Raw genomic sequence first — 10,927 nt, 5'->3', positions numbered from 1 at the left:
GCCCCCATTACCGCCCGCGCCGCCGCCTGACCCCCAAACAAAGAAAAACCGCCCCGTTTTCCCCCGAGGCGGCTTAGAAAGGCTTATCGAACATGCCCAAATTACCCCAAACCCCCGCCGATAACAAGCGCAATCTTCGCCCCCTAGACCTAAAACGCGCCGCCGCGCATCTGCTTTCCCGCGCCGAGTGGCTGCGCCGCCGCCGTGAGCCTGACCCCCGATGCCGCGCCGTTCAACTGGCCGATGCCGCCGAGTGTTGCCGCCTGGCCGCTGCTCTCACGGGAGGCAAAAAATGAGCGATACCGTAGACTTCTCCGCCGTCAACCGCGCCGCATTGGCGAACTTCCCCGCCATCGTCTCGCGCTGGTTGCCGGGTGGCCGCTTTGCCGGTCAAGAATACACCGCCCGCAACCCGCGCCGGAATGACCGGACAGAGGGTAGTTTCAGAATCAACACCCGCACCGGGGCTTGGTCTGACTTTGCGACCGGCGACAAGGGGGGCGACCCCGTGAGCCTCGCGGCGTATTTGTTCAGCATGAACCAGCCGGACGCGGCGCGAAAAATGGCCGTAATGCTTGGTTTGGAGGCCGTAAAATGAACGAGCTTTCCGCCGACGGCATCCAGCCGGACCCCTTCGCACCGTTTACAGAGGCCGAGAAAACCAGCGGCTTTCCCGACTCAACCGCCGCCGTTGCAGCGTTTGCTGAGCGCCGCGCCATGCCGGAAATTTGGGAGCCGCAATGCCCGGCACCGGCTGAACCGCCCGAGAGCGTGAAACATTGGCAGCACGGGGATTCCGTGGCGCGCTGGGACTATCGCACCGCCGACGGCGCGCCGATCTTCTCGGTGTATCGGTTCAATACCGCCGATGGAGGCAAGCAAACCCTCCCCCACACCTACGGGCGGCGCGCCTGGACCGACAAAAACGGGTTGCGGCGAGACGCCACCGGCTGGCACTGGAAACGCCCATTGCCCCCGCTGCCACTCTACGGCCTGGACCGGCTGGCTGCGCGCCCCGAAGACCCGGTGTTGATTGCGGAAGGTGAAAAATCAGCCGATGCAGCGGCAAAGCTGTTTCCTAGTTATGTGGCGATCACTTCATGCGGGGGAAGTAATTCGGCCGGCAAAGCTGACTGGACGCCATTAGCTGACCGCATGGTGACGATCTGGCCGGACCATGACGACGCCGGAACCGATTATGCACGCGCCGTTACGCGCCTTGCCGGAGAAGCTGGCGCGGCTGAAATCCGCATTGTGAGCGTGCCGGAACTGTTTCCGCCCGGCTGGGATGTGGCGGATGATCTGCCCGAAGGCGAAGGCCCGGACGTGCTGGCCGAGTTGCTGGCCGGTGCGGCGCTGGCTGAACCGCCGTTCAAAATGCCGGACGGGTATTCCTGGGAAAAAGGGCAGCTATGGTTTCAGCCGGGCCAAAAGGATGGCTCATGGCCGCCGAAGGTTTTTGTCTGCGGTCAGTTTGACGTTTTGGGCGAGGCGCGAACATCAACCGGCACCGGCTGGAGCGTGTTTCTGCGCTGGTGCGACCGCGATGGACGGCGGCATGAATGGCCCATGCCTAAATCGCTCTTACACCGCGAAGGCAATTTAATTGCGGAAACGCTGACCGATGCCGGGCTTGTGTGCGGTATCGGCCAAGCGCACGGGCTGCTTAAAGACTTCCTGGCGCGGGTTTATTCGGCGCGGCGGTTTGAATGTGTGGACCGCACCGGCTGGCACCAAGCCGAGGGAAAGCCGGTTTTTGTCGCGCCTTGGGGCAAAGTTTACGGCGAAGGCGCGGCGAACATCGTTTTACAGTCTGAGCGGATAGTTAGCGCCGAGAGCTTCAAAACCGCTGGCACGCTGAAACAGTGGCAGGATGAAGTTGCACAATTCGCAATCGGCAATGATCGAGTGGCGCTATTCATGGCGGCGGGGTTTGCAGGCCCGCTTCTGGAAGTCTTGAGCCAGGACTCGGGCGGCTTGCACCTGGTCGGCAGTTCACAATCCGGCAAAACAACATGCGCCTCCGGCGCTGGTTCACTTTGGGGGCAGGGCACCCGGCGCAATGGACAGGTGCGGTCCTGGAAAACCACCGCGAACGGGCTGGAAGGAACGGCGGCGGAAACATCCGATTGCCTGCTGATTTTAGACGAACTCGGGCAGGCGGATTCTAAAGAGGTTGCTGATATTGTTTATCAACTTGCAAACGAGACCGGCAAAGGCCGCGCCGCGCGGGGCGGTGAAGCCCGCCGTCGTCAAACCTGGCGCAGCCTGTTTTTAAGCACGGGTGAACTCACTCTCGCGGCGAAAATTGGCGAGGCAGGCAAGCGCACAATGGCCGGGCTTGAGGTGAGGCTTATTAGTCTGCCCGCCGATGCCGGGGCCGGGTATGGCGTGTTTCAAGAGCTTCACGGCTTCGACAACGCCCGCGATCTGGCGACACAAATCAGCGGCGCGGCGGCAAAGTATTACGGCACGGCGGCGCGGGCTTTCCTGGCGAAGTTGACGGATAATCGGGCGAAAAATGAAGGCGGTCTGATTGCCGATCTTAAGGGGCTACGCGACAAATTCATGAAGGACTATTGCCCCGCCGACGCAGACGGCCAGGTTAAATCCGTTTGCAGCCGGTTTGCACTGATAGGCGTGGCGGGTGAACTGGCGCGGGTTTATGGTGTGCTGCCCTGGCCCAAAAACGAGGCGTTGCGGGCGGCTGGCGCGTGTTTCAAGGCATGGCTGGCCGAGCGCGGCGGTAGTGGCGCGGGTGAAGATTCGGCGGCGCTGGCGCAGGTTCGCGCGTTCCTGGAAGCGCACGGGGCAAGCCGGTTTGAGCGGTTGCATGAGACCAATTCCAAAACCGGCGAAAATTACTATCCGCCCGGTGAAATTCGTATTCTGAACCGCGCGGGATTCTCGCGGCTTGTGGGTGACGAACTGCAATTCCTTATCATGCCCGAGGCGTGGCGCAATGAGGTTTGCAAAGGCATGAACTACAAGCAAGTAGCGGCGGTGTTGCGCGACAAGGGGTATTTGAAAGAATCCGCCGACGGCAAAAACTCGCAATCAATCCGCATTGCCGGGCATGGTCAAATGAGGTTTTACGTCGTCACCGCTGATATTATGGCCGGTGACGCATGACCCACGCGCGCAACGTTGCAAACTCCATGTTAGTTTTGCTTGTGTATTTGGGGCAATTCGGTTAGAGTATCGCAATGACCGGCACCTGCATTTATCTCCCTAGTGAGACCCTCGCCGCGCTGGATAACCTGGCGCGGCGAACGGGCAGAACCCGGTCCGGCGCAGTACGGCGAATTATCGAAAAGACGCTGATTGAAGCTGGGCTTTATGCGCCGCCGCCCCACCCTGTTGTCGTCAACCGCGACCCCGCCCGCGATATTAAGGAACCAAAATGACCTCTCAAAATCTCGAACTCGTCGCCGAATCCGTCAAAATTCTTGAAGCCGCCGAGGCGCGCTTAAAAGCCGGGCAGGCCGCCCACTCGAAGGCGCAAGCAGACTTAAACTCTTCGTTTGAAGCGTCGCGCGGCGCTGTACTATCCGCCGCCGCCGGGGCCGACATTGACCCCGCCGCCGGGGCCGCTGATTACGCCACCGCAAAGACAAAATGCGAGTTTACCGCGAAGGTTTTGGACGCGCTGGAAACCGCCCGCGCCGAAGCGATGGAGGCGCATCGTCTCGCTGAGGCGGAATCCTGGCGACCCGTTCACGAGGAGGGCCGCCGCGTGCGATTGCAGGCAACCCGCGCGGCTGCGAAGGCGCAAGCGGACCTGGTCGCCGCTGAAAAAATGTTTAGCGAAGGGACCGCGCTGATCGAGCGCGCACACGCGAAACGCTTTCCCCGGCAATTTGACGGCGCGATGCTGGGACTGCACCGCGACCCCGGCCCCCGTCAATGGATGGTCCCGCGCGAGGAACACGAGCGCGCGTTGTGGGGCGAAAAATGACCGAGGAGCAAACCACCGAGCTTGAAAAGGCCGTTGCGGACGCGGTGAAGGCGCAGCGCGAGAGCGCGGATCCACACTTTGTTTACATCACCCGAGAAAGCCGGAATCTCCCCGGTTTGCAGGCCGCGCTTGCCGATGAGGCGCGCGCATCCGGGCGGTTGCTGGTCCATCAAACCGCCGCTATGCCGAGCAGTCAGCAAACCCTTGAACGGGCGGCAAACCGGCAATTCCTCAAAAACCTTGATGCAATCGCAAGGGGCGACGTGTGACCGGCGAGCCTGAAAATTCAGCGCCCAAGCAGGATGGCCGGTTTAAGCCCGGCCAGTCTGGCAACCCGGCTGGGAAGCCGCGTGGTAGCCGTCACCGCGTCACCATGCTGGCCGAGAAGCTGATGAGCGATGATGCCGAGGCGATTGTGAAAGCGGTTTTAGATGCCGCGCAGAAGGGCGATATGAGCGCCGCCCGGCTGGTTCTGGACCGCATTGCACCGGCCAGGAAGGGCAGCGTCGTTATGCTGGACCTGCCCCCCGTGAGCGATGCCGCTGGCGTCACACAAGCCCTTGCCGCCGTGGTGCAGGCGATGGCGGCGGGTGAGATTGCCCCGGATGAGGCGCAGGCGGTGAGCGCCGTTCTGGAAGGCCAGCGCCGGGCGATTGAAACCGTAGAGCTTGAACGCCGCATCGCCGAACTGGAAAACCGCAAATGAAGCCGATTGAAACCCGCCTTGCCAAGCTGGAAGCCGCTCTCGCCCCCGCCAGCGCGCCGCTTGTCATCCGCCGAACGATTGTGGACCGGATGCCCGATGGCACCCTGAAAGAGACGTTGTGGAGCGAAATAACCGTTGGCAATGTCCGGGTGACGCTGCCCGATAATGGCCGCGATGAACCGGCGGTTAGCGATGGTCAATAATCTTTCAGGCCGCATTGCCCGGTTGGAAGCGGCAAACCCGGCGCAGGCGGTTGATACCGGCGCGCTTGACCGCATCATGGCCCGGCTGGATGCCCTGGCGGCGCACGGGGGCATGAGCCACCAGCCGATGACGTTACCCGAGGCGCGGGGCATGATGGCCGAGATAGGCTATCTGCACCGAATCGGCTGATTGCCGCCACCATATCCGCAACCAGCCCGGCCATTGTGCCGGGTTTTTTGTGTTTTGGGGGCGCGGTGAAAAGTTTTTCAACCGGGAGTAACAATCCGCGACCATTGGCGAAAACGCATTGATCTTGACGACATGCGCGCTAATCGCATGGCTTGTCTAAGTAACGAGATTGCAGCGCCATTTACATCGCTTCATGAGAATAATCGGCGACAGAACACCCTCCCTGAAACACTTGAAACACCTGCCTGAAAACGTGTTTCAAAAAAAGCGTTTCACTTTCTTGCAGCAAATATCTGCATCTTTCAATTTGAAACACTTGAAACACTTGAAACACCGTTTTTGTACCCGGTCCGGCTGAGGTTTGGGAAACACCCCCCTTGAGACCGGCATGACCGGCGGCAAGTTGCCCGCGATGGTTGCAACCGGCAATCATGTTGTGGAGGTGCAGCCGGTGAAGGGCTGGCCGGTCACGGGAGCGTGAAAACAGGGGCTTGTCCCGGTCTATTCTAGGCTGTCCCGTTACGTCTATCCCGTATATATCCCGTATCGCCCTAAACGAGCTTGTGGATAACCTTGCTAAGCTGTTGAAATTGCTTGGCGTCCCGTAGGGGATTCGAACCCCTGTCGCCGCCGTGAAAGGGCAGTGTCCTAGGCCTCTAGACGAACGGGACGAGGCACGAGCGCATTAAGCCAGGGGGATAATTTTTACAAGCCATGCGGCGGAATTTTTCCTCGCCGCGCAAAAATCACGCCCCTCGCCGCCTTTTCAGCGGGTTGTGCTCAGCGCCACACTCACCTGCCCGCTGGCCGGGTCCACCAGCAGCAGCCGGTCTCCGCCCGGGCCGTTCACCCAAACCGCGACATCGCTCCCCGCCCCGGCGATCCCCGCGATATGTTCCCCCGGCGCCAGCGCGCCCACAGCCGTGGCGGCACTTGCACCCGGCACCATCGGCGCCACCACCATCGACGCCGCGGGCTTCCTGGCATAAATGCGGTGGATGACTGTCCCGACAACCACGGCCGTGCCCAGCACGATCAGCACCCCCATGCCGCCCACCAACACCTTCAAACCCCGCAAATCCGCCTGTGGTTGATCGCGCATACCCACTCCCTGAAATAACCGTCCATGCCACGCCGGAAGATGCCGGCATCCGGCTGGACACCTTCCTGGCGAAGGCCATCGGCACCATCTCGCGCTCCCGCGTCAAGGGCATGGTCCTGCAAGGCCGGCTCACGCGTGACGGCACCACCACCATCGATGCTTCCGAACCCGTGCGCCCCGGCGCGCTCTACCGTCTCACCCCGCCCGCCCCGGCTCCCGCGACGCCACAGGGCGAAGCCATCGCGCTCTCCATCCTCTTCGAGGACGAACACCTCCTGGTGCTCAATAAACCCGCCGGCATGGTGGTCCACCCCGCCCCCGGCAACCCGGACGGCACCCTGGTCAACGCCCTCATCGCCCATTGCGGCGAGAGCCTCACCGGCATCGGCGGCGAGCGCCGCCCTGGCATCGTCCACCGGCTGGACAAAGACACCTCCGGCGTCATGGTCGCAGCCAAAACCGAGCTGGCCCACACCCGCCTCTCCGCCGCCTTCGCCGCGCGGGATCTGGAGCGCGAGTACCAAGCCATTTGCTGGGGCGTGCCCAACCCTTCCAGCGGCGCCATCCACGGCGACATTGGCCGCGACCCGCGTGAGCGCAAGCGCATGGCCGTGGTCACCCGCAACGGCAAGCACGCCCTCACCAACTACCGCACCCTGCGCAGCTTCGGCACCGCCGCCGCCTTGCTTGCCTGCCGGCTCGCAACAGGGCGCACCCACCAGATCCGCGTCCACCTCGCTCATATCGGCCACCCCCTGGTCGGCGACCCGGTCTATCTCCGCCGCCGCCCGGCCGTCGCCAAAACGCTCGGCCAACCCGCGCTGGACCTTGCCCTAGACTTCCCCCGTCAAGCTCTGCACGCGCAAACCCTTGGCTTTGCCCATCCCATCACCGGCGCTCCGTTGCGCTTTAGCGTCCCGCCCCCGGCTGACTTTCAGGCCCTTACGGATGCATTGCTCGCATGCACATGAAACAGGACTATCTCGGTCCTTTTTAATTGACGAACCTCTCCGCCGCCCCATAGACTGGCTTATCAAATCGCCCGAACGGTCAGGTATCTGGCTGGATGATTACTGCCTTTTAAGGGGTATCTCCGGTGAATACTGGTAAGGATAAGTGATCCAGACGGTAACGATACGACGTATATAGAGTGTTCCGTTGCGTGCCGCGCCGAATCCTTTGGGTGGCACAGACTGAAAAAATTTAGGAGAATCCGCTGTATGGCCTCCATATCAGCTATTGGACCCGACACCAGCCTGACCCGGTATATGCAGGAAATCCGCAAATACCCGATGCTGGCGCATGAAGAGGAAGAGCGTCTGGCCCGCGCCTGGCGCAACACCGGCGATCAAAGCGCCGCCCACCGGCTCGTGAACTCACATCTGCGCCTCGTCGCCAAAATCGCCATGGGCTATCGCGGCTACGGCCTTCCCGTCGGCGAGCTCATCTCCGAGGGCAACGTCGGCATGATGCAGGCCGTCAAACGCTTCGACCCAGACCGCGGCTTCCGCCTCTCCACCTATGCCATGTGGTGGATCCGCGCGGCCATTCAAGAATACATCCTGCATTCCTGGTCGCTGGTTAAAATGGGTACCACGGCCGCGCAGAAAAAACTGTTCTTTAACCTGCGCCGCCTCAAGGGCCAGATGCAGGCGATTGATGATGGCGATCTGCAACCCGATCAGGTAGCCAAAATCGCGCATCTGCTCGATGTTCCCGAGCAGGACGTGGTAAATATGAACCGCCGCCTCTCCTCGGCTGACAGCAGCCTGAACGCGCCGATTAAAATGGATGGCGAAGGCGAATGGCAGGACTGGCTGGTTGACGACAGCGAAGGCCAGGAATCCGAACTCGCCGAACGCGAGGAACTGACCGGCCGCAAGGCCCTGCTCACCAACGCGCTCAAAACCCTCTCCGAGCGCGAACGCCACATCCTCTCCGAACGCCGCCTGAAGGACAACCCGACCACGCTGGAGGACCTCTCCCAGCACTACAACGTCTCGCGCGAACGGGTGCGCCAGATCGAGGTCCGCGCCTTCGAGAAGCTGCAGAAATCGATGAAGGCCCAGGTCGCCGAACAACGCCAGGCCGTCCGCGCCGTGCACGCGCGCATGGCCTGATACCGGCGGCCGGAACAAACACGGGGCCACGAGCGCAAGGCCAGGCGGCTAAAGCTTGGCCTTGCCGGCGTCCGCGGCCTTGGCAAGCGCCCATCCTGCCTTATAACCCCCGGCATGAGCACTCTAGACCCCGCCGGCTGGTCCAACCTGCGCGCCCTGGGCCACCGGATGATGGACGACATGATCGACCATCTCTCCGGCATCGCCACGCAGCCCGTCTGGCGCCCCCTGCCGGATGAAATCCGCGCCGGTTTCACAGCCACCCTGCCCGCCCACGGCACGGCGCCGGAGCGCCTCTACGAATCCTTCACCACCAACATCAAACCCTATGTCACCGGCAACACCCACCCGCGTTTCATGGGCTGGGTGCACGGCGGCGGCAATCCGGTCTCCATGCTGGCGGAGCTGCTCGCCGGGGCGATGAACGCCAATTGCGGCGGACGCGACCATGCGGGCATCGCGGTGGAGCGCCAGGTCATCGCCTGGGCGGCGCAAATGCTGGGCCTGCCCGCGCAAACCAGCGGCGTGCTGCTCACCGGCTCCTCCATGGCCAATTTCATCGCGGTGCTCTGCGCCCGCTTCAAGGCCCTAGGCGCCGATGCCCGCGCCAACGGGCTGCAAGGCGCGCGCCTCACCGCCTATGCCAGCGCCGGGGTCCACCGCTGCGTGCCGAGCGCGCTGGACATGGCGGGTCTCGGCCTGCAGGCGCTGCGCAAAATCCCGGTGGATGCCGATTTCCGCATGGACCTTAACGCCCTGCGCGCCGCCATCGCGGCTGACAAGGCCGCCGGCTGCACCCCTTTCCTCATCGTCGGCACCGCCGGCACTGTGGACGTTGGCGCGTTTGACGACCTGACCGCCCTGGCCGGAATCGCGCGTGAACATAACGCCTGGTTCCACGCCGACGCCGCCTTCGGCGCGCTCGCCGCCCTCTCGCCCAACCGCAAACACTTCCTCACCGGCATCGAACAAGCCGACTCCGTGGCGTTTGACTTCCACAAATGGGCGCAGGTGACTTATGACGCCGGCTGCGTCCTCATCCGTGACCCCGCACTCCACAACGCCACCTTCGCCCAGGCCACCAGCTACCTCGCCGCCGCCCCGCGCGGCCTGGCCGGCGGCCATCCCTGGCCGTGCGACCTCGGGCCGGACCTCTCGCGCGGCTTCCGCGCCTTAAAAGTCTGGATGACGCTCAGCGCCTACGGCAGCGAGGCCCTCGGCGCCGTGGTGGACACCACATGCACCCTGGCCCAGCACCTCGCCGCGCGCATCACCGCCAGCAACCGGCTAGAGCTGCTCGCCCCGGTCAAGCTCAACATCGTCTGCTTCGCCATCACCGGCTACACAGACGCGCAAACCGCCGATCTGGTGGCCGATCTCCAGGAATCCGGCCTCTTCGCCCCTTCCACCACCATCATCGGCGGCCGCATGGCCATCCGCGCCGCCATCGTCAACCATCGCACGCAACAAAGCGACATCGACGCCCTGGTAACCGAAATCCTGCGCCGCATCGCGCTTTAACCCAGCACTCACACGTTCAGCAGCAGATGCTCCCGCTCCCAGGAGCTGATCACGCGCAGATACGTCTCATATTCCAGCCGCTTCACCGCCACCAGCACATCCACCAGCTTGTCGCCCAGCACCCCGCGCATCGCCTCGGATTTATCCATCATATCCAGCGCGTGGCTGAGTTCGCGCGGCAGCGTGTACGCGCCCGAATAGGCCGAACCGATCTGCGCCGGCGTCGGCTGCAACCCCTCCACCATGCCCAGATACCCGCAGGCCAGCGTCGCCGCGAACGCCAGATACGGATTGGCGTCCGCCCCCGGCACCCGGTTCTCCACCCGCATGGATGACGGCTCCCCAAACGGCACCCGCAATCCGCAGGTCCGGTTGTCATACCCCCATTGCAAATTGATCGGCGCATTGGAAAACCGCGTCAGCCGGCGATACGAATTCACATTCGGCGCATAAATCGGCATCACCGCCGGAATATATTTCTGCAACCCCGCGATGTAGGAGAGAAACAACGGGCTCGCCTTGCCATCCGGCCCCGCGAACATGTTCGCGCCCGTCCTCGGGTCCACCACGCTCTGGTGCACATGCATGGCGCTGCCCGGCTCCGTGCCCATCGGCTTGGACATGAAGGTGGCATAAATATTGTGCCGCAGCGCCACCTCGCGCACCGTGCGCTTGAACAAAAACACCTGGTCGGCCAGATGCAGCGGATCACCGTGCAAAAAATTGATCTCCACCTGCGCCGCGCCCTCTTCGTGGATCAGCGTATCGAGATCGAGCTCCTGCAAATCGCAGAAATCATACATCTCCTCGAACAGCGGGTCGAACTCGTTCACCGCGTCGATGGAATAAGACTGCCGCCCCGTCTCCTGCCGGCCTGAACGCCCCACCGGCGGCACCAGCGGATAATCCGGGTCCGTGTTGCGCCCCACCAGATAAAACTCCAACTCCGGCGCCAGCACCGGCTTCCAACCCTTGGCCTCATACAGCCGCAGCACACTTTGCAGCACTTGCCGAGGCGCCATCGGCACCGGCGTGCCGTTCGCGTATTGGCAATCATGAATAATCTGCGCGGTCGGCTCATGCGCCCAGGGCACCAGGCGCACGGTGCTGGCATCGGGGATCAGCTT

13 protein-coding genes and 1 tRNA gene are annotated in these 10,927 nt (G+C 62.8%); 11 read left to right on the top strand and 3 right to left on the bottom strand.

From position 1 onward, the window contains the following. Nucleotides 1–292: 292 nt before the first annotated feature. The 8 genes from HKL97_RS01645 to HKL97_RS01610 all read left to right on the top strand — a co-directional run bounded on the left by HKL97_RS01645 (nt 293) and on the right by HKL97_RS01610 (nt 5,057). Nucleotides 293–598: a hypothetical protein gene (locus HKL97_RS01645; RefSeq protein WP_291422218.1), complete on the top strand. Its 306-nt coding sequence runs from the start codon at nt 293–295 to the stop codon at nt 596–598. Continuing rightward, nucleotides 595–3,132, top strand: coding sequence for a DUF927 domain-containing protein (locus HKL97_RS01640; protein ID WP_291422216.1), 2,538 nt, complete (start codon nt 595–597; stop codon nt 3,130–3,132). The genes HKL97_RS01645 and HKL97_RS01640 overlap by 4 nt, the downstream gene beginning before the upstream one ends. Before the next feature lie 74 nt (nt 3,133–3,206). Further along, complete coding sequence (locus tag HKL97_RS01635; protein WP_291422214.1) at nt 3,207–3,407, top strand: ribbon-helix-helix protein, CopG family; 201 nt, start codon at nt 3,207–3,209, stop codon at nt 3,405–3,407. Further along, nucleotides 3,404–3,958, top strand: a complete 555-nt coding sequence (locus tag HKL97_RS01630; RefSeq protein WP_291422212.1) for a hypothetical protein — start codon at nt 3,404–3,406, stop codon at nt 3,956–3,958. The genes HKL97_RS01635 and HKL97_RS01630 overlap by 4 nt, the downstream gene beginning before the upstream one ends. Beyond that, complete coding sequence (locus HKL97_RS01625; protein ID WP_291422210.1) at nt 3,955–4,227, top strand: hypothetical protein; 273 nt, start codon at nt 3,955–3,957, stop codon at nt 4,225–4,227. Before HKL97_RS01630 ends, HKL97_RS01625 begins: the two co-directional genes overlap by 4 nt. Continuing rightward, nucleotides 4,224–4,664 (top strand): DUF5681 domain-containing protein, encoded by a 441-nt coding sequence (locus HKL97_RS01620; RefSeq protein ID WP_291422208.1) that lies wholly within the window; start codon nt 4,224–4,226, stop codon nt 4,662–4,664. Before HKL97_RS01625 ends, HKL97_RS01620 begins: the two co-directional genes overlap by 4 nt. Continuing rightward, nucleotides 4,661–4,867: a hypothetical protein gene (locus HKL97_RS01615; RefSeq protein ID WP_291422206.1), complete on the top strand. Its 207-nt coding sequence runs from the start codon at nt 4,661–4,663 to the stop codon at nt 4,865–4,867. The genes HKL97_RS01620 and HKL97_RS01615 overlap by 4 nt, the downstream gene beginning before the upstream one ends. Next, the gene (locus HKL97_RS01610; protein ID WP_291422204.1) at nt 4,857–5,057 is read left to right on the top strand and encodes a hypothetical protein; all 201 of its coding nucleotides are present in this window, start codon (nt 4,857–4,859) and stop codon (nt 5,055–5,057) included. The genes HKL97_RS01615 and HKL97_RS01610 overlap by 11 nt, the downstream gene beginning before the upstream one ends. A 595-nt stretch (nt 5,058–5,652) precedes the next feature. Here HKL97_RS01610 and HKL97_RS01605 read toward each other — a convergent pair. Together HKL97_RS01605 and HKL97_RS01600 are read right to left on the bottom strand one after the other, a co-directional pair. Continuing rightward, a tRNA-Glu gene (locus HKL97_RS01605) sits at nt 5,653–5,728 on the bottom strand. Between the two features lie 95 nt (nt 5,729–5,823). Beyond that, the gene (locus tag HKL97_RS01600; protein ID WP_291422202.1) at nt 5,824–6,159 is read right to left on the bottom strand and encodes a hypothetical protein; all 336 of its coding nucleotides are present in this window, start codon (nt 6,157–6,159) and stop codon (nt 5,824–5,826) included. Here HKL97_RS01600 and HKL97_RS01595 point away from each other — a divergent pair. From HKL97_RS01595 to HKL97_RS01585, 3 genes are all read left to right on the top strand, one after another. After that, nucleotides 6,144–7,130 carry an RluA family pseudouridine synthase gene (locus tag HKL97_RS01595; protein ID WP_291422200.1) on the top strand — a complete coding sequence of 329 codons (987 nt, stop codon included), beginning with the start codon at nt 6,144–6,146 and terminating at the stop codon, nt 7,128–7,130. The genes HKL97_RS01600 and HKL97_RS01595 overlap by 16 nt on opposite strands. Before the next feature lie 249 nt (nt 7,131–7,379). Continuing rightward, nucleotides 7,380–8,279 (top strand): RNA polymerase sigma factor RpoH, encoded by a 900-nt coding sequence (rpoH, locus tag HKL97_RS01590; protein WP_291422198.1) that lies wholly within the window; start codon nt 7,380–7,382, stop codon nt 8,277–8,279. A 114-nt stretch (nt 8,280–8,393) separates the two neighbouring features. After that, the gene (locus tag HKL97_RS01585; protein WP_291422196.1) at nt 8,394–9,800 is read left to right on the top strand and encodes a pyridoxal-dependent decarboxylase; all 1,407 of its coding nucleotides are present in this window, start codon (nt 8,394–8,396) and stop codon (nt 9,798–9,800) included. An 8-nt stretch (nt 9,801–9,808) separates the two neighbouring features. Here HKL97_RS01585 and HKL97_RS01580 read toward each other — a convergent pair. Continuing rightward, nucleotides 9,809–10,927: glutamine synthetase family protein (locus HKL97_RS01580; RefSeq protein WP_291422194.1), on the bottom strand; the 1,119-nt coding region annotated here is incomplete at its 5' end.

The sequence above is a fragment of the Acidocella sp. genome (genome assembly GCF_013044125.1).
Lineage (GTDB): Bacteria > Pseudomonadota > Alphaproteobacteria > Acetobacterales > Acetobacteraceae > Acidocella.
Note: the sequence above shows the minus strand (reverse complement) of the source record. Positions and strands in the feature narration are given on the sequence as shown.

What these genes read in the sequence shown, in the direction of transcription:
- HKL97_RS01625 (WP_291422210.1), top strand. Translation starts at nt 3,955, where the DNA reads ATGACCGAGGAGCAAACCACCGAGCTTGAAAAGGCCGTTGCGGACGCG.
- HKL97_RS01585 (WP_291422196.1), top strand. Translation starts at nt 8,394, where the DNA reads ATGAGCACTCTAGACCCCGCCGGCTGGTCCAACCTGCGCGCCCTGGGC.
- HKL97_RS01635 (WP_291422214.1), top strand. Translation starts at nt 3,207, where the DNA reads ATGACCGGCACCTGCATTTATCTCCCTAGTGAGACCCTCGCCGCGCTG.
- HKL97_RS01615 (WP_291422206.1), top strand. Translation starts at nt 4,661, where the DNA reads ATGAAGCCGATTGAAACCCGCCTTGCCAAGCTGGAAGCCGCTCTCGCC.
- HKL97_RS01600 (WP_291422202.1), bottom strand. Translation starts at nt 6,159, where the DNA reads ATGCGCGATCAACCACAGGCGGATTTGCGGGGTTTGAAGGTGTTGGTG.
- rpoH (WP_291422198.1), top strand. Translation starts at nt 7,380, where the DNA reads ATGGCCTCCATATCAGCTATTGGACCCGACACCAGCCTGACCCGGTAT.
- HKL97_RS01645 (WP_291422218.1), top strand. Translation starts at nt 293, where the DNA reads ATGAGCGATACCGTAGACTTCTCCGCCGTCAACCGCGCCGCATTGGCG.
- HKL97_RS01640 (WP_291422216.1), top strand. Translation starts at nt 595, where the DNA reads ATGAACGAGCTTTCCGCCGACGGCATCCAGCCGGACCCCTTCGCACCG.
- HKL97_RS01610 (WP_291422204.1), top strand. Translation starts at nt 4,857, where the DNA reads ATGGTCAATAATCTTTCAGGCCGCATTGCCCGGTTGGAAGCGGCAAAC.
- HKL97_RS01630 (WP_291422212.1), top strand. Translation starts at nt 3,404, where the DNA reads ATGACCTCTCAAAATCTCGAACTCGTCGCCGAATCCGTCAAAATTCTT.